Origin of the sequence: Shewanella sp. Arc9-LZ (assembly GCF_010092445.1) — a bacterium.
In the GTDB taxonomy this organism is placed as follows: domain Bacteria; phylum Pseudomonadota; class Gammaproteobacteria; order Enterobacterales; family Shewanellaceae; genus Shewanella.
The window spans coordinates 4609189-4636002 of sequence record NZ_CP048031.1 but is presented as its reverse complement, the minus strand read 5'-3'; the positions used below and the strand labels follow the sequence as shown (position 1 = coordinate 4636002).

Genomic DNA, 26814 nt, shown 5'->3' with positions numbered 1-26814 from the left:
ACATTAAATTCAGTATTGCTTTGAAGCAGACTTGTTCTAGCCTAGATATTTTCGCTTTTGCGATTGATCAGACAAGATCTTTTCTCCAAGTCTCATGGATGGATTTTTGCGTGTTGCAGATGGCGATATGGTGGGCGGATTAACCCATGAACCTGTCGATAACTCATCAGATAATTGTAGTTTTCTAGGTCTTCGTTTTTAGTTCATCGGTCTTTAGGTTCTCAATGATTAAACACAAAAATGGCAGCCACTTTGGCTGCCATTCTTATTGATGCTAGTAACTTATTTGGGTCAATTCACTAGCGGTTTATCACTTTAGTTCTTAGCTCAAAGCCAAAGCGCTAGCTAGGGCTAGTTAATAGCCATCGATATAAAGTAACCCACAAATGTTGCGGTTACTACGCCAATAAAGCCTGGAATAATAAAGCTGTGGTTGAGTACATATTTACCAATGTGGGTGGTGCCGGTTCTATCAAAACTAATTGCCGCTAAATCGCTTGGGTAGAATGGGAAGAAGAAGTAGGCATAACACGCTGGCAGTACACCAATTAATACTGGTGCTGGAATACCGAGTGAATACCCTAATGGCAACATAATGGTTAATACCGCAGCCTGACTTTTTAAGAAGATAGACGACACAAACATCGCGATAGCAAATGTCCATGGATACACGCTGACAATGTCGCTTACCGCACTCACTAAATAGGTTTTATGGTGCTCAATAATGGTGTCACTCATCCATGCAATACCAAAAATGATAATGACCGCAGTCATACCGGCGGTAAACACGTTACTGGTGACAATTTTTTTCGGGGAGATATTGGTGGCGAGTAAAATTACTCCACCGACTGACAGCATCATAAACTGAATCGCTACCGACATGCTGACGCCAGCAGGTAGTATTTGCTTACTAAACATCGCCACCATGATAACGGCAAATATGCCCAGTAAAAATACTGTTAAGCCTTTCTTTGCTGTCGATTCGGCCTGGGGTGTTTGCACCTCATCTGCTTTTGGGTCGGTTAATGCTTCACGAAACTCATCATCTGTTAAACGTGCCTGAAACTCTTCATCTTTATCTAAATCTTTACCGCGCTTTAAGCTCCAGGTACACGCTACTAGTAAGCCTGTTAGTGTGGCGGGAATGGTCACCATGAGTACATCAAGTAAGTTAATATCTAGATTATTATCAACAGCAGTGGCAAGTACAACTGCTGCTGCTGCTGCAATTGGACTGGCAGTAATACCCATTTGTGATGCTACAGTTGCCATGGCTAATGGACGTTCTGGGCGGATGCCTTTTTTGTACGCCACATCGTAAATTACAGGAAGAAGGGGATAAACAGAATGACCCGTACCAACCAGAACGGTTAATGAATAGGTACATAGCGGGCCTAAAAAGACGATATGCTCAGGATGTTTACGTAATAGTTTTTCAGCAAACTTTACTAACAGCTTTAAGCCGCCAGTGGCCTCTAACGTCGCCGAAGCCGCCACTACGGCTAGAATAATTAACATTACACTGATAGGTGGCGCACCTGGTGCAACGCCAAATACAAATGCGAGTACCGAAACACCTAACCCGCCCAATAAACCAAAGGCGATACCGCCATGGCGAATACCAACAAATATCACCGCTAATAACAGCAGCATGTGTATATAAAACATCGTGTTTTCTCCCCGCGTAGGTTTTTATGTAGGTTGTTATTATTTTTAGCCTTTTGAAGGTATCCCACTACATCTTTGGGGTTAGTGACGTAACTCAAGCTATTGAATTGGGTGTGATAATAAATGTTTAAAACGTGAACAACATTACATACCGCTGCATATATTGTGTTGCGTCACTTTTGTAGGGGAAGGGAGCTGTATTCGAAGTACAGAGTATGCAGTTAACTACTCTGTTGACTTGCTTTGAGTAACATTTTGGCAATCGTTTTATCGTTACATTGTATTAGCTGCCAACGCTGGCAGTGGTTGAATGTGCAGTAGTGATCAATGGCCTCGATTAACGCAGCAACAAAATGTGTTTTGTCATTTAATTCATCATGTTGGTTCGTCAATGTGCTCGTTTCAATGTGCAGGTTTTGCAGTAACAAACATTGGTTTTTACGGTCGGCTTTTACATCCACGCGGCCAACAAAACCGTCACGCCATAGAATGGGCAGTGAATAGTAACCGAATTGGCGTTTAGCCTCAGGCACATACACTTCTATTTGGTAATCAAACCCAAACCATTGCCTAAGCTTTTGGCGTTGAATGACTAAATTATCAAACGGATTAAGTAGCCAGACTTTATTGGGAATAGCAGTGGGCAAGGTGAGCGTAGGTTGGTAGAAGTAAACGTGTTGTGTATTGGAACTGGAGTCAGTAAAGCTGGCGATATCACCTTGTTCGCACAGTTGCGCTAAGGTTTGGCTGAGTAGCGGTTTAAGTCCTTTGCGTAAATATTGTATTTGCTGCAAATTACCAAAACCATGCGCCGATAAATAACGCTGAATCAAGTGTTGGGCAAATTCTGTATCGCTAGGCACTGTGGTGTCGGTATGCTTGGGTAGTACTCGCTCGGTTAAGTCGTACACTTTTTGAAACTTGTCGCGCCTAGCAACCATTAACTCGCCTTGCATAAACAACTGCTCAAGCGCTTTTTTAGCTGGTTTCCAATCCCACCAAGTGCCATTTTTAGTGTCTGATTCATGGGTGAACTGACTGGCTTTTAATGGACCTTCGGCACTAATACGGGCTTTAACTTCACGCATGACTTTATGTTCGGGTTCAAACCAATGCTTACCACCTTGTTGTAATTGCTGTTTGCGATACAGGCTAAAACGGTAATCTTCAATAGGCAGATAAGCAGCCGCATGGGACCAGTACTCAAACACGGTTTTATCGCTCATTGCTGCATCTAACATGGTGGCAGAATATTCGGGCAGACGACTGTGTAATACATGATGATGCGCGCGTTCGACCACATTAATAGAGTCAATTTGCACATAACTTAATTGCTGGATAAGCTTTGGCAATGACTCCAAAGGCTGTAATAAACCTTGTTGTTGCATATTGAGTTGGAGCCACTGTTTAGCTGAGTAGGGATTGGTCATTAAGCGCCCTATATTAAATGGGTAAACAAATTAAAACACGAGGATAAGTGCCATTGTAGGTCGAATTTTATAGTAGTGTACATCTCGCTGTTTATGATAGGTCTCTATAAATGACGGCGAGAGAATGTTGATATTTTTCACACGCTTTAACGTGTAAATCTCACCTTAACGGTTATAGCGCATAAATTGTATTTTAACGGTTGCAGCGTGTAAGCCTGAGCTGTTTACTCATTAACATATTCAGTGTTGGCTGAAAAATCCAAACCTAAAATCCAAAAAATTAAGCCCAGCAAATGCTGGGCTTAATGTTACTACATCCAAGCTTTAAGCTTACTCGACGTTTTGGATCTGCTCGCGCATTTGCTCAATCAATACTTTTAATTCAACTGCAGCAGAAGTGATTTCTGCGCTGATTGATTTTGAGGCTAGGGTATTTGATTCGCGGTTAAACTCTTGCATCATAAAGTCTAGACGGCGGCCTTCGCTGCCCCCTTTTTTAAGGATGCGGCGAGCTTCAGCTACGTGAGCTTCAAGGCGGTCCATTTCTTCGGCAACATCTTGCTTTTGCGCTAATAACACCATTTCTTGCTCGATACGGGCAGGGTCTAATTCACCAGCAATATCGGCTAAGCGGTTAGTTAATTTGTCTCGTTGATACTGCATTACCGTTGGCATGTGTTCACGCACAACCTTCACTTGCTCCATTACGCCGTCTAAACGGGTCAGTAGCATGTCTTTAATCGCTTCACCTTCACGGCCGCGAGCTTCGATAAACTGATCGATGGCACTGTCGAACGCGATCATTAAATCGGCACCTACACTATCCATATCTTGCTCTGCTGCGGATAGCACGCCAGGCCAGCGCAGTATATCTGTTAGGCTGAGTTCGCCTTGTCCGGCTTCTTGTTTTAACCAGTTTGCTGCACTTAATAGCTGTTTGGCTAAATCTTGATTCAGTTGTAATTCATTACTGCTGTTGTCGGCGAGTTCATAACGTAAATTAACTTCGATTTTGCCGCGATTAAGGCGTTTACGTAAGCGGTCGCGTAAGACAGGTTCAAAGCTGCGAAACTGCTCAGGTAGGCGCAGGTAGGTTTCTAAGTAGCGCTGGTTGACTGAACGGATTTCCCATGAGGCGGTGCCCCATTGTGCTTTGTGCTCGATACGAGCGTAGGCTGTCATGCTTTGGATCATGAAGTGTCCTGTTATGTTATTTACGCGAATGTGAGTTGATTATAGCCGTTTTAGCGGATGGGATTAAAGGATTAGTCGATAGATTTGTGGCTTATCGCTGCTTACCATGGCATCTAACGGCGTGAAGCTCTATAATATGGGCTCAAATATGATATGAATTCGACTACAGGACTTTTCATGCGCCCAAGTAACCGTACACCAGCTCAAACTCGCCCTATCACTATTACGCGTTCTTTTACTGCACATGCTGAAGGCTCTGTTTTAGTTGAGTTTGGCGACACAAAAGTATTATGTACAGCAAGTTTCACTGAAGGCGTGCCGCGCTTTCTTAAAGGCCAAGGCCAAGGTTGGGTAACTGCTGAATACGGTATGTTACCGCGTTCAACTCACAGCCGCATGGACCGTGAAGCGGCTCGTGGTAAGCAGTCTGGCCGTACTCAAGAAATTCAACGTTTAATTGGCCGTGCATTACGTGCAGCTGTAGACATGAAGTTGTTAGGTGAAAACACTATCGTTATCGATTGTGATGTGATTCAAGCCGATGGCGGTACGCGTACTGCGGCTATTACTGGTGCTTGTGTGGCGTTAGTTGATGCGCTTAACTGGGCTCGCGGTAAAGGCATTATTAAAGCTAACCCACTTAAGTTTTTAATTGCTGCTGTGAGTGTTGGTATTTACAAAGGCGAAGCGATCAGTGATTTAGAATACATTGAAGACAGTGCTGCTGAAACTGACATGAACGTTGTGATGACAGAAACCGGTAAGATTATTGAAATTCAAGGAACTGCAGAAGGCGAACCATTTAGCCATGAAGAGTTGCTTGAGTTGTTAGTGTTAGCTAAAAACAGTATTCGCGAAATTGTCGATGTGCAAAAAGCGGCTTTAAGTTAATATGCTGTTGAAAAATGAGGACCGATTACGGTCCTTTTTTTTAATCTAAAATTTGATGAAAGAGGAATAACCGTGAAAGCCTATCAACGCGAATTTATTGAGTTTGCTTTAGCCCGCCAAGTATTACGTTTTGGTGAGTTTACCCTTAAATCTGGCCGTACGAGCCCGTACTTTTTCAATGCTGGATTGTTCAATACGGGTAAAGACTTAGCGCGTTTAGGTCGCTTTTATGCTGCGGCGTTAATGGACTCGGGTATTGAGTTCGATTTGTTATTTGGCCCAGCGTATAAAGGTATTCCGATTGCGACAACCACAGCTGTTGCCTTGTGCGATCATCACGATGTGGATATTCCTTACTGCTTTAACCGTAAAGAAGCCAAAACCCACGGTGAAGGTGGCAGTTTGGTGGGCAGCGAGTTAAAAGGCAAAGTCATGCTGGTGGACGATGTTATCACCGCTGGTACCGCTATTCGCGAATCGATGGAAATTATTAATGCCCACAATGCTCAACTTGCGGGTGTGTTGATTGCATTAGATCGCCAAGAAAAAGGCAAAGGCGAGTTGTCGGCAATTCAAGAAGTGGAACGCGATTTTGGCTGTCAAATTGTGTCGATTATTAAGCTTGCTGATTTAATCAGTTACTTGTCTGAAAAGCCGGGTATGGAAGCAGAACTTGCTTCAGTTAGCGCGTATCGTGAGCAATACGGCATTTAATCTTATTCAGATTTAAACAAAAATGCAGCCCCTATATTATGAAATTAGGTGGCTGCATTTTTATTTGCGTGTTATTTACACACATTATTTTACTTGGTGTAAAAACTCGGCGCGGGTGGCTGGGTTTGATTTAAAAATACCGCCAAGTGCTGTAGTGGTAGTTGAACTGGTTGAGTCCATGACACCGCGAGATTTAACGCAGTAATGCACCGCATCCATTTTTACCGCAACGTCTTTGGTTTCAAGTAGGGTTTGCAGTGCCACTAACACTTGTTGGGTTAGGCGCTCTTGTACTTGTGGGCGTTGGGAAAAGAAGCGCACGATACGATTGATTTTAGACAAGCCAATAATTTTTGTGCGTGGCAAATAGGCCACCGTTGCGAAGCCATCTATGGTCACTAAATGGTGTTCGCAGGTGCTGGTAAGACTGATGTCTTGTACACGCACCATTTCATCAACACCCATTTTGTTTTCGATAACCGTGATCTTAGGGAAGTTTTCGTAATCAAGCCCTGAGAAGATTTCGTCGACATACATTTTTGCAATGCGGCGTGGAGTATCAGCCAAGCTGTCGTCGGTTAGGTCGAGTGACATTAAGGTCAAAATTTCACGCATATGATGTTCAATTTTGACTTTACGTTGTTCAGGCGTGGAAGTTTTTGGCAACATCGGGGTTTCTAGCCCACGGTCTTTTAGTGCTGCTTGTACTTTTATTGCGGCTTCACTGAGTGCCATATATCCTCCAACTACTCGATATCACTGTTTATATGAGTGTACGTTAATACCCACTTGGGCGCCCGTTAAGGGACGAGGAGAATAACGCGATTTGCGCTAAATTAATACTGTAGGTAACAAAAAAGCCGACCCCGTTAGTCGGGTATCGGCTTTTTGTGGTTAAACGCTTAAGCGATATCTACTTTACGTTTAGGTTCTCTTTGATGAACTTAAGCATGATGTCATAATATTTTGCACGGTTTTCGGCATTAAAGAAGCCATGGCCTTCTTTTCTCCAAATCTCTTTCTGAAATGGATAGTTAGCTTGTTCTAAGGCTTTTTCCATTGCTTCAAACTGTTCAATTGGCGCACGCTCATCTTCTTCACCATGAATTAATAGCACTTTAGCTTTCAGTTTATTAACATTGTGAGTTGGCGACATTGCACGTAGTTGTTGGATATCTGTACCCAATACGTCTTTTAAGTATGCCTCACCACCATAAGAGTCGGGTACATCGCCCGTTTTGTACATTTGCTCTAAATCATAAACACCGGCAACACCAACGGCACATTTGAACATGTCTGGCGCTAACATCGGGCTCATCAATGCTGAGTATCCGCCAAAGCTGCCACCCGAAATACATATTCTATCTTTGTCGGCATAGCCTTGATCGATGACATATTGAGTCGCGTCGATAATATCGTATTGAATTTTACTGCCCCAAGCGAGGTAGCCAGACTCTTCAAACGCTTTACCATATCCACCAGAACCACGGAAGTTAACTTGTAACACGGCGATGCCATTTTGCGCTAACAGTTGGTTTTCTGGGTTAAATACCCATAAGTCGCGCGGGCCATGTGGGCCGCCATGTGGATTAACCACGAGAGGCATATTTTTATGTTCTTTCATGCCGACGGGTAATGTTAAATAGCCATGAATAGTGACGCCATCGCGATTGGTAAAACTGATGGGACGTACTTCTGACATTTCGCTAGGTTCTAGTTTTGCATTCTCAGCAAATAAGAATTTGAGTTTAAGCTTTTTACGGTCAAATAAGTAATAGTCGCCAGAGTTTTTGTCATTCATTGCCATAACAATAAGGGTATTACCGTCAACAGTTTCACTGACAATACGAATACGGTGATCAGGAATCGCAGCCATTAGCTGTTGTAATGCTTTTGCTTTATCGCTTTCAGTATCGACAAAGCGATACTCAGGATAACCATTTTCAAACTCTACCGCGTAGAGAGCGTTTGTTTGGTCGCTCACCCAAGTCATGAATGGATCGACAACATCATGTTGGATGATTTTTTTATGTTTAGCTGTAGCGAGTTCGACTTCGTAAATAGCGCTAGTCGTGCCTTCACCGTGAGCAATAGCATAAATTGATTTGTTGTCTTCGGTGAACGAAATAGGGTAGAAATCGGTTAGCCCGCCCTTAATTCTTTCAGCATCAACCCATTCACCATTTTCATAATAGAAGAGTTGATCATCGTTTTTCTTATCTCTGGCGAAGCTAAAGCGAACGTCTTCTTTATTATCAACAAGGAAGCCTGCATTTGCGATAGGTGAAGTTGTGAGGCGTTTACGTTTACCTGAATAGACGTTGACGCGATATACAAGGGTATATGCATAATTTTGTTTATTCCAAGGAAAGGCCATGACATAAATGTATTTGTCATCATCTTTTAAAGTATCTAAAACAAATGCACTTGCGCGAATAGCTTCATTATTTGAAATACTCGTTCCTGTCGAGCTGCCGCCATTATAACCAAACAGGTATTTAGATTTGCTGCCATCATAATTTACAGCGAGTAACTCACCATAATAATCTGACACTTCACGCTGGGCATGCTTATAGAGTTTTTGTAATACAATCCGCTCATCATTGACCCAATAATAGCGGCCCACTTCTTCATCACCACTAAATTTGACCGCATAAGTCGGTTTCATGGATTCAAGGTTTAGGATGAGCAAGGTGCGCTTTTCATCTTCAATGAGAATAACCGCGAGGTGCTCCCCATCTGGAGATATTTTGACTTCAGAAAACTCTGAATCGGCACTGAAGTCTTTAATTTGCGGAGCCGCAAAAGTGTGGGTGGTAAATAGAACGAGCAAACAACATGTGAGGTATAAAATGCGCAGCATAAATACAGTCCGTGTAATTAATGTTAAAAATGTAACGGTATTGTATTTAATTCAAGTGGTCGGAGCAATACGTACTCATTATTTATTCATTGAGATGAGGTGGAAATATGGACGTATATTACGACTTCCAATTTATGTTGATACCCGTTTGGTTGGCCTCTTTGCGCGGTTGAATTTGCTTGAAAGTCATAACGCAGGTACAAAAAAAGCCGACCCCGTTTGCCGGGTATCGGCTTGTTGATATAATATTTTTTAGCTCATTAGCTCATTAGCTCATTAGCTCATTAGCTCATTACGATTTAATGTTTAGGTTCTTTTTAAGAAATAGAAGCATTTTTTCATAATATTGGGCACGATTGTCATCATTGTAGAAACCATGGCCTTCATCATCCATCACCAGTTTTTCATAGGGATAATCATGTGCTTTAAGGGCTTTTTCTAGTGATTCTAGTTGTTCAATAGGCGCTCGTTCATCGTCACCGCCATGTACTAGAAGCAAGTTTGCTTTAAGCTTATCTACATTTTCTGAGGGAGACATCGCCCTTAGTACTTCACTATTTTGACCTAAAACATTTTTAAGGTAACTAGTACCCGAAGCACTATTTGCAATATCTCCTTCATCGAACATCAGTTCTAAATTATAAATCCCTGCAAAACCGATAGCGCATTTGAACAGATCGGGTTCAAGTATTGCGCTTTGCAATGCACTATAACCACCAAAACTACCACCAGAAATACAGATACGGTTTTTATCTACATAACCTTGCTCAATGACATAATGAGTGGCATCGAGAATGTCATATTGTACTTCTGAACCCCATTTTTGGAATCCAGCTTGTTCAAAGTTTTGTCCAAAGCCACCTGAACCACGGAAATTGACTTGTAATACAGCCATCCCTTGATTTGCTAGCATTTGGTTTTGAGTATTAAAACCCCATTCATCTCTTACTCCATGCGGACCACCATGGGGATTGACTACAAGAGGGAGGTTTTTCGCTTCTTTATCATAAGGTAATGTTAAATAACCGCTAATGACTTTACCGTCACGGCTGGTAAAACTAATTGGCTTCACTTCTGACATTCGCGCTGGGTCGAGCCATTTCTTGGCAGAGGCTAAGTGTTGGAGTGTGATGGCCTTGGTATCAAATATATAATAATCACCGGGATTTCGATCGTTAAATGCCACCACGATGAGTTTTTCTGAATGACGAGTTTCGCTAACAATACGAACTTGATGGCCAGGTAATGATGCGAGCAACTGCTTTAGCAATTTTGAATGACTGTCTTCTGGATTGACGAAAGCGTAAGACGGATAACCATTTTCAAATTCAACTGCATAGAGTTTTTTGGTAGCTTGGTTTATCCAGTAATTACTGGGATCACTTTTGTCATCTTTAATAATTTTCGTTTTTTCACCTGTTTCTAGATTGATTTCATAAATCCCTAAGGTTTCGCCTTTTACCCGAGCCGCTGCATAAATACTGTTTTTATTTTCGGCAAAAGATATTGGGTAGAAATCATCCAAATTGAGTTTGAGGTTATCGGTGTTAAGCCATTCGCGGTCTTGACGATAAAATACTTTTGTTATGTTGTTTTCATCTTCGCCTGCAACAAAGCGTACTTCACCATCGTGATCGGTTAAAAATCGAGAGTAACCTATAGGCGAAGTGGTGACTTTTCTGCGGAACCCTTTGTATAAATCTACACGGTATACAGTCTGTGATAATTCATAGTTTAAAGAATTAGACTCATTCCATGGGATTGCATTGACGAGCATATAGCGGTCGTCATCGGGAAGGGGATCTAAAATAAATGCCGTTGCTCTTATGGGGGTATTTTTCTTCAGATGTGAACCAGTTTGTTGCTCGCCGCTATTAAAACCAAAAAGGTAAGTTGCTCTTGAGCCATCGGCATTAACAGCCATTAGCTCACCATAATACAGCGGTACGTCACTCCAACCTTTTAAATATTCTTTTTGCAGTACGATTCTTTCATTATTGACCCAAGCGTAATTACCAACTTGGGCATTGCCAGGGAAAAATATCGCGTGATGTATTTGTTTTGTTTTTGCATTTAATATTAGTAGCTTGTCTTTACCATTATGTTTGGTTATTGCACTAATATAGTCGCCTGTTGGAGATATTTTTACATTACTAAATTCAGCCCCTCGGCTAAATAGTCGTGCAGTAGAAAGGCTTTCTGCTGCAAATGCATGGGTGAATAGGCCACCACAGACAAGTAACATAATGGTTAGGTATTTGGTGAAAATCATGAGACATCCTTGTTTAATCGTTCGTTCTTACTTCGTTTTTATGTGGTATAAATATTCGATCTGATACGGTTTAAGGGTAAAGGAAGAGTCAGTAGCATTGGCAGCAAAAGGACCGAACTAGCATCCTTTATTGATGCGATATTAACTTCTTAACAATTGCTGTTGAATAAACGTCCACTGTTCATCAAAGTGTTGTGTTGGCTTTTGTTTAAACTCACTGCGGACAAATTGTGAAATACGTCCTTCTGCAAAGGCTAGCAACAAGTTAGCTAAAATAGCTTCATCGATATTAAAGCCTACGCCTTCACGCAAGGTTTTTTCACGTAGAATTTGTTTGATGTGTGTTTCTATTTTGGCAAATAATACGTCAATTCTACTGCGTAAACGCTCGTTTTCACCTAGCAAGGCATCGCCATTAAGCACCCTTGAGATGCCTGGGTTACGTTCAGAAAATACTAATAGCAGGTGTAGTACCAACTGGCAGCGGGTCATGGTGTCTTTTTCTTCGTCCATGATGATGTTTAAGCGTGATAAAATCGCATCTTCAATAAATTCGATTAAGCCTTCGAACATCCGCGCTTTACTGGGGAAGTGTCTATACAGAGCAGCTTCTGACACGCCCACTTCGGCTGCGAGCTTTGCTGTTGTTATACGTTGACCTGGGCTGGTTTCGAGCATTTGTGCTAAGCATTGTAAAATATGCTCACGACGATTTATTTTAGGGCTTTCAGCCATTATCTGTTCCTTGGCTCAGTGACTACTTGAAAAGGTTATTTGGTGCCTGAATGACCAAAACCGCCTTCTCCACGATCTGAGCTATTAAACTCATCCACTACGGTAAACGTTGCCTGTACAACGGGTACAAACATCAATTGGGCTAATCGATCGCCAATTTCGAGAGTAAATGGTTTATCACTTCTGTTCCAACATGACACCATTAACTGTCCTTGGTAATCGGAGTCAATTAAGCCGACTAGATTACCCAAAACAATGCCATGTTTATGGCCCATGCCTGAGCGCGGTAAAATCACAGCGGCAAGGCCTGGGTCTGCCACATGAATGGCGATACCTGTTGGAATCAATACAGTTTGACTTGGCTCAATGACCATTACTGTGTCGATCATGGCACGTAAATCCATGCCTGCGCTACCGGGTGTCGCATAAGCTGGCAATGGGAATTCACTGCCTATACGTGAGTCGATAATTTTTAGTTCAATGGGTGTTTTCATGATTTTTTTAATTGTTTTTCTATCAATGTAAGTAATTGGCGCGCCAGTGTCAGCTTGTCTGTTGCGGGCAGTTGTTGGCTGCCGTCTTGCCAAAATACCTGTAGTGCATTGCTATCGGCATTAAAGCCTAAGCCTTGAATAGAAACATCATTGGCGGCAATCATATCAAGCTTTTTGCGTTGAAGTTTGCCACGGGCGTATTGCTCTACATCGTTGGTTTCTGCTGCAAAGCCTACAGTAAATGGACGAGGAGTGTGCTGAGCTACCGTGGCTAAGATATCAGGATTCCGCACTAGCGCAAGTTGCATTTGTTCAGCCGATTTTTTTATTTTTTGATCCGCAACGTCAGCAATCCGATAATCAGCTACTGCGGCGCAACCAATAAAAATATCATGTTGTTCAACCTGTTCCATCACAGCATCAAGCATTTGTTGTGCTGAACCCACATCAATGCGTATAACACCTGCTGGGGTGGCTAGATTAACCGGACCTGAGACTAATGTGACGGTTGCGCCCATTTCCGCAGCTGCTTGGGCTATAGAGAAACCCATTTTTCCTGAGCTGTGGTTGGAGATATAGCGCACTGGGTCAATCGCTTCACGCGTTGGCCCTGCGGTAATGAGTAACTGATGACCTTGTAATATCTTGGGGCCAAAAAATTGTATCAGTTGTTCTGCCATAACCACGGGTTCTTGCATTCTGCCAGGGCCGACTTCACCGCATGCTTGATTACCTGAGGCGGGTTGCCAAATGGTAAAGCCTTTACGGGCTAAATTAGCCATGTTTTCTTGGGTCGCAATATTTTGGTACATTTGCTGGTTCATTGCAGGGCAAACAATGACGGGGGCGCTGGTCGCTAAACAGGTGGTTGTTAACAAGTCATCTGCCATGCCGGCATTAATACGTGCCACTAAATTTGCCGTAGCAGGTGCAAGCAATACAACATCAGCCCAACGAGCGAGTTCGATATGACCCATAGCCGCCTCTGCTGCGGGATCGAGCAAATCTGAGGCTACTGGATGGCCTGAGAGCGCTTGTATGGTTAATGGGGTGATAAACTCCATCGCGCTCTGAGTCATGATGACACGCACGTCTGCGCCACGCTCTTTTAATCGGCGGATCAAGTCTGCACTTTTATATGCGGCAATACCGCCACCAATTCCGAGTAATACTTTTTTATTTGTCAGCATGATGCACATTATCCGACTCAAACCTAATTGCGGCTAACAATATCACAAACCTATGACAATTTGCGCAGATCCAATCTCAAAAATATCGACCATACTGTGTAATCAATTCGAACTCTATTTTTGAAAAAGACAACAATTCGTTATTGGTACTGTGCTTGCTGATTCTGTGTTGTTTTTGTTATTCAGAGTCGACTTAATGCGTTTAATGGCATCGCCACATTGAATATAAGGGACATTCATGGGAATTAAAGATTGGCCACAAGGAGAAGGACCGCGAGAAAAATTATTGCTCAAAGGTGCAGGGCATCTTTCGGATGCAGAATTGCTTGCGGTGATATTACGTAATGGTCTGGCAGGGCAAAATGCGGTCGATTTAGCCCGAAACATGATTAATCAGTTTGGTGGTTTGCGCAGTTTACTGAGCGCACCTAAAAGCCAAGTATGTAAATTAGCCGGTGTTGGGCCGGTAAAATATGCTCAATTACAGGCTGCAGCGGAAATTTCTAAGCGAATTGCCCATGAAAACCTACAAAGAGGGCAGATTTTGACAAATCCTGATTTAACTCGGGACTATTTAATGAGACAATTGGCAGACCGATCCTATGAAGTGTTCGCCTTACTATTGTTGGATACCCAACATAGAGTCATTCAATTTGTAGAATTATTTCGTGGCACCATCGATTCTGCTTCTGTTTATCCTCGCGAGGTTGTAAGCCTTGTTTTGGAGAAAAAAGCGGCAGCGGTAATCGTGTGTCACAATCACCCGTCTGGCATTGCAGAGCCAAGTCAGGCTGATCGGCGAATAACTGAGCGAATAAAAAATGCATTGGCAACCATAGATGTTTCTTTGTTAGATCATATGGTTGTAGGTGATCAGGAGATAGTCTCCTTTGCCGAGCGTGGGTGGATTGTATAAACACTGCTTGATCTTCTATGGTCAATCGTGTATAAAATGCGCCCTCTTTGTGCCTCGGGCGACGGCCATACGAGGCACATTAATGCTCGAGCGTTAAAAATTTGTTTTGGAGAAGATTGACATGTCAAGAGTATGCCAAGTAACTGGCAAGAAGCCAATGGTTGGTAACAACCGTTCGCACGCAAAAAATTCGACTCGTCGTCGTTTTTTACCTAACCTACAAAACCACCGTTTTTGGTTAGAAGAAGAAAAGCGTTTCGTGCAATTACGTGTATCTACTAAAGGTATCCGTATTATCGACAAGAAAGGTATTGAAGTGATTGTTAAAGAACTTCGTGCCCGTGGCGAGAAGGTATAATAGAAAATGGCTAAATCTAAAGGTAATCGTGAGAAGATCAAATTAGTATCTAGTGCTAAAACTGGTCACTTCTACACTACTGAAAAGAACAAGCGTAACATGCCTGAAAAAATGGAAATCAAGAAATTTGATCCAGTCATTCGTCAGCACGTTATGTACAAAGAAGCTAAAATCAAGTAATTGATTTTTGATTCTTAAAAAAGCCCCTTAATTGGGGCTTTTTTTATGCCTGTTTGAAAATAGTCTATACTGAATCGAACAATAATCAGCTGAGTAAACACCGTTAGTCAGGTTCTGAATTTAGTCTATACAGCAGTTGTTTATGTCACGAGGTACATGGCTAATGTCATTGGATTTTATTGAGCCATTTCCGCATGGTGATATCGCCATTATGTTGAAATATTGCTATACAGATGTGATGCAAATATCATAATTAAATGCGTAAAGTATTATTAACGGCTAAAACAAGCTAACTTTTTGGCTGTAATGATTTTTTCATAATAAATTGAGACACTGTGTTTTACTTAAAGTGAAATAAAATGCTTTAAAAGTGAATTAAAATGCAATACCATTCTTTTTTGATACAGCAAACCGTCATGTGGCATTTATTGTCATCGTCATTAATGAACATCAAACCTATACCGAGGTGAATTTGCCCGTGAGAACCACTGAATTAGTTGATGGATTTCGTCATTCTGCACCCTATGTTAATGCTCATAGAGGTAAAACTTTTGTCGTTATGTTGGGTGGTGAAGCATTAGCGCACCCACAATTCCGCGGTATTTTAAATGATGTGGCTTTGTTGCATTCACTTGGGATTGAGGTGGTATTAGTTTATGGAGCAAGACCACAGATTGACGCAGGTTTAAAGGCGGCTGGAATTGAACCGGCATATCATAATGGTATTCGTATTACCGATGATGAAACCCTGAAGATTATCAAGCAGGTTGCTGGGGCGACTCAATTTGATATTACTGCTAGGTTGTCGATGAGCTTAGGCAATACGCCAATGCAAAATGCGCAAATAAACCTTGTGAGTGGTAATTTTGTTATTGCACAACCATTAGGTGTAGATGACGGTGTCGATTTTTGTTTAAGTGGCAAGGTGCGCCGTATTGATGCGCAAGGCTTACGTCGTCAATTAGATAATAACGGTATTGTATTAATGGGGCCAATTGCCGCTTCTGTTACAGGTGAAAGCTTTAACCTGACCGCTGAAGAAGTTGCGACCCAAGTAGCGATTAAGTTAAAGGCCGATAAGATTATTGGTTTTAGTGATACCAACGGTCTTATCGGTAAAAATGGTGAAGTGATTGCCGAGCTGATGCCGGACGATATTGAAGAAATGCTCAAGACGATGGCTGTAGATGACCATACTTCAGTTGGCACCGTTGCATTCTTAAAAGCCAGTATTGAAGCATGCCGCCGAGGTGTACCTCGTTGCCACTTAGTCAGTTATTTAGAAGATGGTGCGTTACTGCAAGAGTTGTTTTCACGCGAAGGGATTGGTACTCAAATTGTTACCCAAAGCGCCGAACGTTTACGTAGGGCGACTATTAGCGACATAGGCGGTATCTTAAACCTTATTCGCCCATTGGAAGAGCAAGGCATTTTGGTGCGTCGCTCACGCGAGCAACTCGAGATGGAAATTGAACAGTTTATGCTGGTTGAGCGCGACAACTTAGTGATTGGTTGTGCAGCTTTGTATCCGTTTGAAGAAGACAATGCGGGTGAGTTTGCGTGTTTAGTGGTTCATCCTGATTATCGCGATGCTGATCGTGGTAGCATTTTGCTTAATAACATTATTGGCCAAGCTCGCGTGCGGGGTTATTCACGTCTATTTGCGTTAACGACCCGTAGTATCCATTGGTTTTTAGAGCATGGCTTTAATATTGTTGATGTTGAAGAACTGCCTAATAAGAAAAAACAGCTGTATAACTACCAGCGTCGTTCAAAAATTCTTGCGTTAGATTTGTAGAAGTAACAAGGCCGTTAACACATAAAAAAGCCGGATGAGTATAAAATCATTCGGCTTTTTTGTGGGTGAAGCATCAGTGCTTTGAGTGACTTCATTTTCCCATTGTAGAGCTTATTATGCTGACGCTTTGGCTAAGGCGTTACGTCGTTGACGTTGCAATATCATGTCGCCAACAAAGATAACTAACGCGCCCCAAATAAATCCAAAGGTAATGCCTTTTTCTATATCAAACGGTTCATTAAACAGTTTTACCGCCAAGATGAACATGATACTTGGGCCAATATATTGGAAAAAACCTAAAATCGAAAATGGAATTCTGACAGCGGAACCAGCAAAACACAGTAACGGAATCGTTGTGACAATACCCGCAGCGACTAGGAGTAAATTGAGGTCGAGAGTGTTGGTTAGCATGCTCGTTGTCGAACTGTCTAAGGTGATGAATAGATAACCCAGAGCGATAGGTAACAAGATTGCTGTTTCGACTAATAAACCTGATTTTGCGTCAATATTAACTTTTTTGCGCAGTAAACCATAAAACCCAAAGCTGGCTGCCAAGGCTAATGATAAAAGCGGAATAGAGCCAAAAGAGATCAACTGCACTAGTACCCCTATACTGGCCAACGCCACTGCAACCCATTGCAATTTTCGCAAGCGCTCACCCAGAAATACCATTCCTAATAAGACGTTAAACAACGGGTTGATAAAATAGCCTAGGCTAGCATCGAGCATGTGGTCGTTGTTGACTGCCCAAATAAAAATCAGCCAATTAGCGGCAATTAATATTGAGGTGATCAGCAATATTAATAATTGCTTGGGCTGTTTTAAAATCAAACGTAAACGGCTAAATCCACCAATAAATTGCATCAAAATAACCATGAATATAAATGACCAAATGACACGGTGCATTAATATTTCGGTGGCAGGCACATGATGTAATAACTTGAAATAAAGCGGGGCAATACCCCAGATGGTGTAGGCGCAAATGGCGAGAAGCACCCCTTTACGATATTCTAAATCAGGCATAGTAAGTCAACAGTGGGGAGAACTAAAAGAGAGGGCGATTGTAGGTCGCCCCCTAGAATGACACAAGTGCTTAAGCGATTTCTTTTATCGCTAGAGTGTCAGTTATATATTGCGATAATGACCGTTTAGCCCACCATATATGTGCCAGTCCCAAATGCGATGTGAACACCTTGTTCATTGTGTAATTCCATCCGGCAAACGGATACACGATTACCAGAGCGAATAACCGTGCCAGTGCCAGTGAAGATTTCACCCCGACCGGGACGTAAAAAGTCTACCCGCATATCAATAGTGCCTAAGGTGGTTAAGCGTTGTTGTAATTCTTCAAGAGTCCAATCTTCTCTACTGGCAACTAGCCCGGCAAATACTGTCAGTCCGCCGACAACATCAAGTAATGTCGCAGTGACACCACCATGAAGAATATTTTGATGAATATTGCCGATAAGCTCGGGTTTCATTTTTATCACCACTTCAACCCCATTGATGTCGTAGTGTTTGATATCTAAACCGAGTAAATTATGAAATGGAACATGTTGATCAAAAATATCAGCAACTTGCTGTAAAGCTTGAGTTTGAATAGATGTGGTCATGAGCAATCCTTGTCGTTTTATTCTTATTATCGTTGTTATTTATAGGGGGAGACTTACTGCCATAGAGTATTTAATCTAACCCTAAAGTGGCGTCGACTCAATCATCTATCTTGGATGAAAACAACGCAAAGGTGTTTTGGTTCAAGACATCTGTGGCTCAGTGCTTTAAAATGAGTGCCCTTTGAATGATGATGTTGTTAATGGATACTCCGATTTCGACCAATATTGCGTCCTCAGATGTGTTGACGACAGAGCAAGATGTACTTGCAGCGAGCTTGCAGCAAGTTTTTGGTTATCGTGCCTTTCGTGAAGGGCAGCGAGAAGTCATTGAGCAAAGTTTACAGGGCCAAGATACCTTAGTGATTATGCCTACCGGTGGCGGCAAAAGTATGTGCTATCAATTGCCTGCTATTGTGTTGCCTGGTGTGACCGTGGTGGTGTCGCCATTAATTTCGTTAATGAAAGACCAAGTCGACAGTTTACTGCAAAGTGGTGTGTCAGCTGCTTATCTCAATTCATCTTTACCGCGTGAGCAAAGTGCTGAGGTGTTACGTAAATTACATGCTGGTGAGATTAAATTGTTGTATGTCTCTCCAGAGCGACTTTTGCGTCCTGATTTTATTGAGCGTCTGCAATCGGTTGATATTTCAATGTTTGCAGTTGATGAAGCCCATTGTATTAGCCAATGGGGTCATGATTTTAGACCTGAATATGCGGCATTAGGGCAGTTAAAAGAATATTTTCCTTACTTACCTTTAATGGCCTTAACTGCGACTGCAGATCATGCCACGCGTTTGAGTATTTGCGAGCGCTTAGGGGTAACCCCTTATACCTTGTTGTCGAGTTTCGATCGTCCAAATATTCGCTATACCGTGGCTGAAAAGCTTAATGCGGCTAATCAATTACGTCAGTTTCTAACTATTCAAAATGGCACCAGTGGGATTGTGTATTGCAGCAGTCGTCGTCGAGTTGATGAGGTGGCCGAGCGTTTACGCTTACAAGGATTTAATGCTCAAGCATACCATGCCGGTTTGAGCCAAGAAGAGCGTGGTAACGTTCAAGATAAATTTCTAAAAGATCAAATCGATATTGTGGTGGCTACGGTGGCCTTTGGCATGGGGATTAATAAATCTAACGTACGCTTTGTGGTGCATTACGATATTCCTAAAAGCATTGAAGCTTATTACCAAGAAACAGGCCGTGCAGGCCGCGATGGTTTAGATGCAGAAGCTTATATGTTGTTTGACCCTGCCGATATAGGCCGGGTTAGGCATTTGATTGAGCAATCTGAACCTGGGCCTCAACAACAAGTCGAATTTCATAAATTGCATACCATGGCAGCATTTGCTGAAGCGCAAACGTGTCGTCGCCAAGTGTTGTTAAACTACTTTGATGAAGTGGCCTCAAAACCTTGTGGTAACTGTGATATCTGTCTTGATCCACCGAAGCGATATGATGGTACTGAAGATGCGCAAAAAGTACTGTCTTGTATTTATCGTTTACAGCAACGTTTTGGTATCCACCATGTAATTGAAGTATTGCGCGGTTCAAAAGCGGCCAACATAGTGGATAGAGGCCATGATAAGTTATCGACATGGGGCATTGGTAAAGATAAATCAACTGAGTTTTGGCTCAGTGTTATCCGCCAATTAATTCATTTAGGTTTGATGAGTCAGGATATTACCCGCGGCTCTGCAATTAAGCTTAACCCTGCCGCAAGACCAATCCTTAAAGCTGAGTTATCGCTAATGTTAGCGGAACCTCGGATTCAATTGATTGATGTAAAGCGCAAACCCAATGGACGTGCACCGCAACAGTATGATCGTAAGTTGTTTGCTCGGTTAAAATTACTGCGTCGCGAACTAGCTGAGAAAAATGACATTCCACCCTATTTAGTCTTTAACGACGCAACACTCGCAGAGATGTGTGCGATGCTGCCCACAAGCCCTGGCGAGATGCTCGCGGTAAATGGTGTTGGGCAGATTAAGCTTGACCGATTTGGTGGCGAATTTTTAGATGAAATTTCTGATTATTTGACCAAAGGTTAGTGGTTTAGTTTTCATCAGGAGAACTGTTTTTCTCTTGAGATTTTATTTTATTTAATTGATTTAAAACTGCTTTTTTAACGAGTACTTCAAAAGTATCAAGTTGTTGTAAACTCGCCATACCAATATTTACTTTGAGCTCGGATTTCCATTCACCAAGTACTTGCTCTATTTGGGTTATGACTCTTGCCGCCCCCACTGACGATGCGTGTGGCAAGATAATAATGAGTTCATTGGTATTATGCCGAAACAATTGGTCTTGCTCTCTAAGTGTGTTTTTGAGCCGCGGAATAATAAAGGGTATATCCTCAATATTGTTATTACTGATATTAATCAGTAGCATACTTAATTGATAGTGCCCTTGTTTGGCATTATCTAACATATTGTCTATACGGTGCTGCTGGCTTTCTTCTTGAGCATTCACATTATTGAGTCGCTGTGGTTTACGTGCCAAAAATAGGACTAATCCAACAGACAGTAACAAAATCATCAAGGCGGTAATGGTTAAATTTTGATTGATGTTGCTGACAGGTTTCTCTGGTGGTGTACTGGCTTCACTTTGTGCTGTTATTCTGGCTTTATACTGCATAAAGTGGGCATTGTTTAACTTGGCCGCAGCTTGTTTAGCAGCGTCAAAACGCTGCACCTGAAACTGATAAGCTGATTCAAATTGATTTTGTTCAGCGTAGTATTGACTGGTTATCTGGTTAAACTCCTCTGAATCTGAAAATTGTTCAAGTTCAGTGGCTTGCTCAATAATTTCATTTAGCAGTGACAAGGCTTGGTTGTCTTTATGTTGTGCAAAATACACTTTGGCTAATGTACGCTTGATGCGCATGACGTTGATTGGTTCTTGGTATTTTTTGAATAGTTCGATGCTCGATAAAGCGAGTTGTTCAGCAATATCATAATCGCCAACATACAAGTGAACACTTGCCAGTAAGGAATTACTGGTGGTTAAATCTCTTTCTGAGGTGTTTTTACTATTTGCAGCCTCAGCTTTTTTGAGGTAGTAAAGTACTTTTTCTCTATTGTTCAATGTAATACTGATACGAGCTAAATTAATTGCAAATGCAAATTCTAGCTTGCCAAAAGTAGATGAATCTTCATATGTTAATTCAGCAAAGTGTAATGCCTCTTTTAGATCCCCCATTGAAAAAAATACATTTGCAATTTCAGATAACAAGTATGATTTAGGGACCAAATACCAATCCTGAAATTGTGCCTGAGCATCACTAAAAATATCTAATGCTAAACGTAAATCCTCAATCGATTGGTTATAGTTTTCTAGGCTGGTGTTTTGACTACTGCTTAGAAAAAGACTATTTACAATAGCTTGTTTTTCAGAATAACGCTTGGCTAAACGTAGTGCTTCCTCTGTGAGAAGCTGCTCTTGCAGTATATTACCAAGGCTCTGATGTGCAGCGGCTTGGCATTGTATAAAGTAGGGGCGAGCGGTGTCATATTTAAACTGTCTGGCATTGCTCTCACCTTGTTTTGCCAAGACAATAGCTTGATTAAACTCACCAAACTCTAATAAGTTAAAACAATGTAATAGTGTTAAGCGCAGAGCATTTATATTGGTTAGTGGTTGTTTAGCGTGTTGTTGCTCGAGTGAATCAATGAGTATTTTGGCGTCTGCAGATCTTTGAGTATTAATATTGCTGATCACATCGAGTTGTTCTCGAGCGCTCAGTTGTTGAGTTTCGGCAATGATATCGGTGGAAAGTAATAAACGTTGCGATGGTTGAGCCAAAACTGCCGTAGTCGCTAAATATAGTGTGAGGCCAAAGATTAAAGCAAAAATGCGACTAAAGTTATATTCAATACTCTTTTTCGACAACATCATCGTCATATATCTACTTAACATGGGGTGATAGCAGTATACGATTATTTATATCCAGATACATAAAAATATAATCGATGCAGCAACTTAGATTGATGTTTATTTGCACTTTGAGAGGTAAGTTCATTAATTGAAAGCGAATCAATATTGGCTGATAATGTCGCTGGTTAACTGTAATGAAGCACTAGTACGCTATCATCTTTTTCACGTTGACCAAATTAGGGTTGACACAGAAGGCTGGTCGAGTTACATATTAGGCATAGACATATTTTGTACGTCAATCATTTAGCATAATTAGTTATTAAAAGTGAATACTAACGTCATGAATACACAATCAGCTTTACTCGGACTCCTTCTCCTCTCACGCACATCCTGCGCGGAGTCCTTTGTGTTACATGTAAAATAATTCATTAAACATACACAAACCCCGCGCTAATTGTCGCGGGGTTTTTTTTTAGCCCTTTTGAAATGAAGCCGTTGTGTACCTCGCAGCTAATTCAAATAAACATGATGGTCGATGGAGAAATTCGATGTCCAATAGAGTCATAATCTTTGATACTACCTTACGTGATGGTGAGCAAGCATTAGCAGCCAGTTTAACCGTTAAAGAAAAGCTACAAATTGCGTTGGCTCTAGAGCGTTTAGGTGTAGATGTAATGGAAGTGGGTTTTCCTGTTTCTTCTCCGGGCGATTTTAAATCGGTGCAGACCATTGCTAAAACCATTAAAAACAGCCGTGTGTGTGCGCTATCTCGTGCACTTGAAAAAGACATCGATGCTGCAGCCCAGGCTTTGTCGGTTGCCGATCAATTTCGAATTCATACCTTTATCTCTACTTCGACCATTCATGTTGAAAGTAAATTGAAGCGCTCTTTTGATGATGTATTAGAGATGGCCGTTAATGCGGTTAAATACGCCAGACGATTTACAGATGACGTTGAGTTTTCATGTGAAGATGCTGGTCGCACACCAATCGATAATTTATGTCGTATGGTTGAGGCGGCGATTAAAGCCGGTGCTCGTACCATTAATATTCCTGATACCGTAGGTTATACAGTGCCAAGCGAGTTTGGTGGCATTATCCAAACCTTATTTAATCGGGTTCCTAATATCGATCAAGCCGTTATCTCGGTTCATTGTCATGATGATTTAGGCTTGTCGGTGGCCAATTCAATTGCTGCAGTTGAAATGGGCGCCCGCCAAGTTGAATGTACTATTAATGGTATTGGTGAACGTGCCGGTAACTGTTCGTTAGAAGAAATCGCCATGATTCTTGCAACTCGCAAAGATTTGTTAGATTTAGACTGTGGTATTAATGCCAAAGAAATTCACCGCACCTCATCGCTAGTGAGTCAATTATGTAATATGCCGATCCAAGCCAATAAAGCGATTGTGGGAACCAATGCATTCTCTCATTCATCGGGCATTCATCAAGACGGTATGCTTAAAGCCAAAAATACTTACGAGATCATGACACCAGAAAGTATTGGCTTAAACCGTAATAATTTGAACATGACTTCACGCTCTGGTCGCCATGTGATTAAACATCGCATGGAAGAAATGGGTTACCAACAAACTGACTATGACATGGACAGTCTTTACGAGCAGTTTTTGACCTTAGCAGATAAAAAAGGCCAAGTGTTCGATTATGATTTAGAAGCATTGGTATTCATGGAGTCGCAAGCGCAAGATGACGATAAGTACCAGCTTCAGCACATGATGGTGCATTCTGATTCGACTGAAGGTGTCGCCACTGCCACGGTACGTATTGCGGTTGATGGCAACGATATTACTGAGGCTGCTACGGGCAATGGTCCTGTTGATGCGGCTTATAATGCCATTGCACGCGCAACAGAGCGTAAAATTAATATCACTAATTACAAGTTAAGCGCGAAAGGCGAAGGTCAAAATGCGCTTGGGCAAGTTGATATTACCGCAAAATATAATGAACAAATGTTCCACGGCGTTGGCTTAGCCACAGACGTCGTCGAAGCATCAGCTCAAGCGTTAGTACATGTGATGAACTTAGTGTACCGCGCAGATAAAGTGGCTGACTTTAAACAACAGATCCATAAAGAAAGGGAGTTAGGCGGCGTATGAGTTATCAAATAGCAGTTTTGTCGGGTGATGGTATTGGTCCTGAAGTGATGGCTGAAGCGCGTAAAGTGCTCAGTGCTGTTGAGACACGTTTTGGGCTGGATATTCAATACACCGAATTTGATGTCGGCGGTATTGCCATTGATAACCATGGTTGTCCTTTACCTGACGCGACTTTAAAAGGCTGCGAAGCAGCTGATGCGATTTTATTTGGTAGTGTGGGTGGCCCTAAGTGGGAAAACTTACCACCAAACGATCAACCTGAACGCGGCGCATTATTGCCATTGCGCGGACACTTTGAGCTATTTTGTAATTTACGCCCAGCCAAATTACATGACGGCTTAGAGCATATGTCACCGCTTCGCAGCGATATATCAGCCCGTGGTTTTGACGTGTTGTGTGTCCGTGAATTAACTGGTGGTATTTACTTTGGTAAGCCGAAAGGGCGCCAAGGTGAAGGCGACGATGAAGAAGCCTTTGATACCATGCGTTATAGCCGTCGCGAAATTAGTCGTATTGCTCGTATTGCTTTTGAAGCCGCGCGTGGACGTAAAAATAAGGTGACTTCGGTAGACAAGGCAAATGTATTAGCCTGTTCAGTATTATGGCGCCAAGTGGTAGAGGAAGTTGCTAAAGACTTTCCGGATGTCACTTTAGAACACATCTATATTGATAACGCGACTATGCAGCTATTACGTCGTCCTGATGAGTTTGATGTGATGTTATGTTCTAACTTGTTTGGTGATATTTTATCAGACGAAATTGCCATGTTAACTGGCTCTATGGGGCTATTGTCTTCGGCAAGCATGAATAGCTCTGGTTTTGGCTTATTTGAACCAGCCGGTGGCAGTGCGCCAGATATTGCTGGCCAAGGTATTGCTAATCCGGTAGCACAAATTTTATCTGCTGCATTAATGTTACGTCACAGCCTAAAGCAAGAAGAGGCGGCAAGCGCTATTGAACGTGCAGTGACAAAAGCATTGGCAAGTGGTTATCTAACCGGTGAATTATTGGCTGCAGACAAACGCAGCGAAGCTAAGTCGACAGCGCAAATGGGTGACTTTATCACCCAGGCAATAAAGGAAGGTGTGTAATGGCCCAAGTGACAGGTAAAACCTTATATGAAAAAGTGTGGGACTCACACATTGTTGCCAGCCCAGAAGGTGAAGCGCCAGTTGTGTATGTTGATCGTCATTTAGTCCATGAAGTCACATCACCACAAGCATTTAGCGGTTTAAAAGTGGCTGGGCGTAAACTCCGCGCGCCACAAAAAACCTTTGCCACAATGGACCACAATACCTCAACGCGCAGCGCCAGTTTAGATGCGTTAAGCCCAATGGCGCGTACTCAAGTTGAAACACTGGCACAGAATTGTAAAGAGTTTGGCGTGCGCTTGTATGACATTCATCATCCTAACCAAGGCATTGTTCATGTAATGGGGCCAGAGCTGGGGATTACCTTACCCGGTACTGTGATTGTGTGTGGTGATTCTCACACCGCGACCCATGGCGCATTTGGCGCGTTAGCATTTGGTATTGGCACATCAGAAGTTGAGCATGTGTTAGCAACCCAGACACTACGTCAGTTAAAAGCCAAGAATATGAAAGTTGAAGTGCGTGGCAAAGTAACCGATGGCGTGACGGCTAAAGATATCGTGTTAGCGATTATCGGTAAGCTCGGCATGGATGGTGGTACAGGATACGTGGTTGAGTTTTGTGGTGAAGCCATTGAAGCATTAACCATGGAAGGTCGCATGACCCTATGTAATATGGCCATTGAAATGGGCGCTAAAGCTGGCATGGTTGCGCCTGATGAAACCACATTTAACTATCTTAAAGGTCGTGAATTTGCGCCTAAAGATGCAATGTGGGAACAAGCTGTTGCAGCATGGTCTGAGCTTAAATCTGACGCAGATGCTGTGTTTGATGTCGAAGTGGTATTAGATGCCAACGATATTGCGCCGCAGTTAACCTGGGGCACTAACCCTGGTCAAGTCGTTGCGATTGATGGTGTAGTACCTAATCCAGAAACTGAAACCAACAGCACCAATCGCACCAGTATGATTAAAGCATTAGAGTATATCGGCCTGACGCCTGGCACTAAGATGACTGATATTAGCATTAATAAAGTGTTTATTGGTTCTTGTACTAACTCGCGTATTGAAGATTTACGATCCGCTGCTGTGCACGCTAAAAACCGTAAAGTTGCAGAGGGTGTTGTGGCGATTGTGGTACCTGGTTCTGGCCAAGTGAAGTTACAGGCAGAGGCAGAAGGTTTAGATAAAATCTTTATTGAAGCTGGTTTTGAATGGCGTTTACCAGGTTGCTCGATGTGTTTAGCGATGAATGATGACCGTTTAGAAGCTGGCGATCGTTGTGCATCAACCAGTAACCGTAACTTTGAAGGCCGCCAAGGCCGTGGTAGTCGTACTCATTTGGTGAGCCCTGCTATGGCAGCCGCTGCAGCAGTAGCTGGTCACTTTGTTGATATTCGCAAACCTTACTAAACCGA

22 protein-coding genes are annotated in these 26814 nt (G+C 42.3%); 10 read left to right on the top strand and 12 right to left on the bottom strand.

The window, feature by feature from the left end; all coding sequences use genetic code 11:
* Nucleotides 1-351 precede the first annotated feature (351 nt).
* The 3 genes from GUY17_RS19885 to GUY17_RS19875 form a co-directional block, all read right to left on the bottom strand.
* On the bottom strand, nucleotides 352-1668 hold the full coding sequence (locus tag GUY17_RS19885; protein WP_011639250.1) for an anaerobic C4-dicarboxylate transporter: 1317 nt from the start codon (nucleotides 1666-1668) through the stop codon (nucleotides 352-354).
* 221 nt (nucleotides 1669-1889) lie between these two features.
* Nucleotides 1890-3098, bottom strand: coding sequence for a winged helix-turn-helix domain-containing protein (locus GUY17_RS19880; RefSeq protein ID WP_162024102.1), 1209 nt, complete (start codon nucleotides 3096-3098; stop codon nucleotides 1890-1892).
* A 330-nt stretch (nucleotides 3099-3428) separates the two neighbouring features.
* Complete coding sequence (locus tag GUY17_RS19875) at nucleotides 3429-4292, bottom strand: YicC/YloC family endoribonuclease (RefSeq protein ID WP_162024101.1); 864 nt, start codon at nucleotides 4290-4292, stop codon at nucleotides 3429-3431.
* Nucleotides 4293-4469: 177 nt separating this feature from the next.
* Between GUY17_RS19875 and rph the strand changes: the two genes are divergently transcribed.
* Nucleotides 4470-5183 (top strand): ribonuclease PH, encoded by a 714-nt coding sequence (rph, locus tag GUY17_RS19870; RefSeq protein WP_011639245.1) that lies wholly within the window; start codon nucleotides 4470-4472, stop codon nucleotides 5181-5183.
* A gap of 72 nt (nucleotides 5184-5255) precedes the next feature.
* Entirely contained in the window at nucleotides 5256-5897 is a 642-nt protein-coding gene (pyrE, locus tag GUY17_RS19865; protein WP_101088525.1) for an orotate phosphoribosyltransferase, read from the top strand.
* 84 nt (nucleotides 5898-5981) lie between these two features.
* Here the strand turns inward: pyrE and folE are convergent, their stop codons facing one another.
* The 6 genes from folE to coaBC form a co-directional block, all read right to left on the bottom strand.
* A complete protein-coding gene (folE, locus tag GUY17_RS19860) occupies nucleotides 5982-6632 on the bottom strand; it encodes a GTP cyclohydrolase I FolE (protein ID WP_101088524.1) in 651 nt (216 codons plus the stop codon).
* Between the two features lie 178 nt (nucleotides 6633-6810).
* Complete coding sequence (locus tag GUY17_RS19855; protein ID WP_162024100.1) at nucleotides 6811-8760, bottom strand: S9 family peptidase; 1950 nt, start codon at nucleotides 8758-8760, stop codon at nucleotides 6811-6813.
* Nucleotides 8761-9052: 292 nt separating this feature from the next.
* The gene (locus tag GUY17_RS19850) at nucleotides 9053-11005 is read right to left on the bottom strand and encodes a S9 family peptidase (protein WP_254439944.1); all 1953 of its coding nucleotides are present in this window, start codon (nucleotides 11003-11005) and stop codon (nucleotides 9053-9055) included.
* A 168-nt stretch (nucleotides 11006-11173) separates the two neighbouring features.
* A complete protein-coding gene (gene slmA / locus GUY17_RS19845) occupies nucleotides 11174-11767 on the bottom strand; it encodes a nucleoid occlusion factor SlmA (RefSeq protein ID WP_011639240.1) in 594 nt (197 codons plus the stop codon).
* 35 nt (nucleotides 11768-11802) lie between these two features.
* On the bottom strand, nucleotides 11803-12261 hold the full coding sequence (gene dut / locus GUY17_RS19840) for a dUTP diphosphatase (RefSeq protein ID WP_162024098.1): 459 nt from the start codon (nucleotides 12259-12261) through the stop codon (nucleotides 11803-11805).
* Nucleotides 12258-13454 carry a bifunctional phosphopantothenoylcysteine decarboxylase/phosphopantothenate--cysteine ligase CoaBC gene (coaBC, locus tag GUY17_RS19835; RefSeq protein ID WP_162024427.1) on the bottom strand — a complete coding sequence of 399 codons (1197 nt, stop codon included), beginning with the start codon at nucleotides 13452-13454 and terminating at the stop codon, nucleotides 12258-12260. The genes dut and coaBC overlap by 4 nt, the downstream gene beginning before the upstream one ends.
* A gap of 235 nt (nucleotides 13455-13689) precedes the next feature.
* Between coaBC and radC the strand changes: the two genes are divergently transcribed.
* From radC to argA, 4 genes are all read left to right on the top strand, one after another.
* Entirely contained in the window at nucleotides 13690-14367 is a 678-nt protein-coding gene (gene radC, locus GUY17_RS19830) for a DNA repair protein RadC (protein WP_101088520.1), read from the top strand.
* A 121-nt stretch (nucleotides 14368-14488) separates the two neighbouring features.
* Nucleotides 14489-14725: a 50S ribosomal protein L28 gene (rpmB, locus tag GUY17_RS19825; protein ID WP_011639236.1), complete on the top strand. Its 237-nt coding sequence runs from the start codon at nucleotides 14489-14491 to the stop codon at nucleotides 14723-14725.
* 6 nt (nucleotides 14726-14731) lie between these two features.
* Nucleotides 14732-14905 carry a 50S ribosomal protein L33 gene (gene rpmG / locus GUY17_RS19820; protein WP_011494790.1) on the top strand — a complete coding sequence of 58 codons (174 nt, stop codon included), beginning with the start codon at nucleotides 14732-14734 and terminating at the stop codon, nucleotides 14903-14905.
* A gap of 478 nt (nucleotides 14906-15383) precedes the next feature.
* Nucleotides 15384-16703: an amino-acid N-acetyltransferase gene (gene argA / locus GUY17_RS19815; protein ID WP_011639235.1), complete on the top strand. Its 1320-nt coding sequence runs from the start codon at nucleotides 15384-15386 to the stop codon at nucleotides 16701-16703.
* Between the two features lie 114 nt (nucleotides 16704-16817).
* Here argA and rarD read toward each other — a convergent pair whose 3' ends face one another.
* Nucleotides 16818-17726, bottom strand: a complete 909-nt coding sequence (gene rarD, locus GUY17_RS19810; RefSeq protein WP_101088519.1) for an EamA family transporter RarD — start codon at nucleotides 17724-17726, stop codon at nucleotides 16818-16820.
* Between the two features lie 125 nt (nucleotides 17727-17851).
* Nucleotides 17852-18316: a thioesterase family protein gene (locus GUY17_RS19805; protein ID WP_162024097.1), complete on the bottom strand. Its 465-nt coding sequence runs from the start codon at nucleotides 18314-18316 to the stop codon at nucleotides 17852-17854.
* 200 nt (nucleotides 18317-18516) lie between these two features.
* Here GUY17_RS19805 and recQ point away from each other — a divergent pair, with 200 nt between their 5' ends.
* Nucleotides 18517-20364 (top strand): DNA helicase RecQ, encoded by a 1848-nt coding sequence (gene recQ, locus GUY17_RS19800; RefSeq protein ID WP_162024426.1) that lies wholly within the window; start codon nucleotides 18517-18519, stop codon nucleotides 20362-20364.
* Nucleotides 20365-20368: 4 nt separating this feature from the next.
* Here recQ and GUY17_RS19795 read toward each other — a convergent pair whose 3' ends face one another.
* On the bottom strand, nucleotides 20369-22216 hold the full coding sequence (locus GUY17_RS19795; RefSeq protein WP_162024096.1) for a hypothetical protein: 1848 nt from the start codon (nucleotides 22214-22216) through the stop codon (nucleotides 20369-20371).
* Between the two features lie 521 nt (nucleotides 22217-22737).
* On the opposite strand from GUY17_RS19795, the gene leuA reads away from it, so the two are divergent.
* The 3 genes from leuA to leuC are packed head-to-tail and all read left to right on the top strand — an operon-like array spanning nucleotide 22738 to nucleotide 26809.
* The gene (leuA, locus tag GUY17_RS19790) at nucleotides 22738-24306 is read left to right on the top strand and encodes a 2-isopropylmalate synthase (protein ID WP_162024095.1); all 1569 of its coding nucleotides are present in this window, start codon (nucleotides 22738-22740) and stop codon (nucleotides 24304-24306) included.
* Nucleotides 24303-25397 (top strand): 3-isopropylmalate dehydrogenase, encoded by a 1095-nt coding sequence (gene leuB / locus GUY17_RS19785; RefSeq protein ID WP_162024094.1) that lies wholly within the window; start codon nucleotides 24303-24305, stop codon nucleotides 25395-25397. Before leuA ends, leuB begins: the two co-directional genes overlap by 4 nt.
* Complete coding sequence (leuC, locus tag GUY17_RS19780) at nucleotides 25397-26809, top strand: 3-isopropylmalate dehydratase large subunit (protein WP_162024093.1); 1413 nt, start codon at nucleotides 25397-25399, stop codon at nucleotides 26807-26809. Before leuB ends, leuC begins: the two co-directional genes overlap by 1 nt.
* Nucleotides 26810-26814 lie beyond the last annotated feature (5 nt).

Coding starts and splice junctions, on each gene's coding strand:
- rpmB (WP_011639236.1), top strand. CDS start 14,489: ATGTCAAGAGTATGCCAAGTAACTGGCAAGAAGCCAATGGTTGGTAAC.
- rpmG (WP_011494790.1), top strand. CDS start 14,732: ATGGCTAAATCTAAAGGTAATCGTGAGAAGATCAAATTAGTATCTAGT.
- folE (WP_101088524.1), bottom strand. CDS start 6,632: ATGGCACTCAGTGAAGCCGCAATAAAAGTACAAGCAGCACTAAAAGAC.
- radC (WP_101088520.1), top strand. CDS start 13,690: ATGGGAATTAAAGATTGGCCACAAGGAGAAGGACCGCGAGAAAAATTA.
- GUY17_RS19875 (WP_162024101.1), bottom strand. CDS start 4,292: ATGATCCAAAGCATGACAGCCTACGCTCGTATCGAGCACAAAGCACAA.
- dut (WP_162024098.1), bottom strand. CDS start 12,261: ATGAAAACACCCATTGAACTAAAAATTATCGACTCACGTATAGGCAGT.
- GUY17_RS19805 (WP_162024097.1), bottom strand. CDS start 18,316: ATGACCACATCTATTCAAACTCAAGCTTTACAGCAAGTTGCTGATATT.
- GUY17_RS19880 (WP_162024102.1), bottom strand. CDS start 3,098: ATGACCAATCCCTACTCAGCTAAACAGTGGCTCCAACTCAATATGCAA.
- leuB (WP_162024094.1), top strand. CDS start 24,303: ATGAGTTATCAAATAGCAGTTTTGTCGGGTGATGGTATTGGTCCTGAA.
- GUY17_RS19885 (WP_011639250.1), bottom strand. CDS start 1,668: ATGTTTTATATACACATGCTGCTGTTATTAGCGGTGATATTTGTTGGT.
- rarD (WP_101088519.1), bottom strand. CDS start 17,726: ATGCCTGATTTAGAATATCGTAAAGGGGTGCTTCTCGCCATTTGCGCC.
- leuC (WP_162024093.1), top strand. CDS start 25,397: ATGGCCCAAGTGACAGGTAAAACCTTATATGAAAAAGTGTGGGACTCA.
- GUY17_RS19795 (WP_162024096.1), bottom strand. CDS start 22,216: ATGACGATGATGTTGTCGAAAAAGAGTATTGAATATAACTTTAGTCGC.
- GUY17_RS19850 (WP_254439944.1), bottom strand. CDS start 11,005: ATGTTACTTGTCTGTGGTGGCCTATTCACCCATGCATTTGCAGCAGAA.
- slmA (WP_011639240.1), bottom strand. CDS start 11,767: ATGGCTGAAAGCCCTAAAATAAATCGTCGTGAGCATATTTTACAATGC.
- recQ (WP_162024426.1), top strand. CDS start 18,517: ATGGATACTCCGATTTCGACCAATATTGCGTCCTCAGATGTGTTGACG.
- rph (WP_011639245.1), top strand. CDS start 4,470: ATGCGCCCAAGTAACCGTACACCAGCTCAAACTCGCCCTATCACTATT.
- GUY17_RS19855 (WP_162024100.1), bottom strand. CDS start 8,760: ATGCTGCGCATTTTATACCTCACATGTTGTTTGCTCGTTCTATTTACC.
- leuA (WP_162024095.1), top strand. CDS start 22,738: ATGTCCAATAGAGTCATAATCTTTGATACTACCTTACGTGATGGTGAG.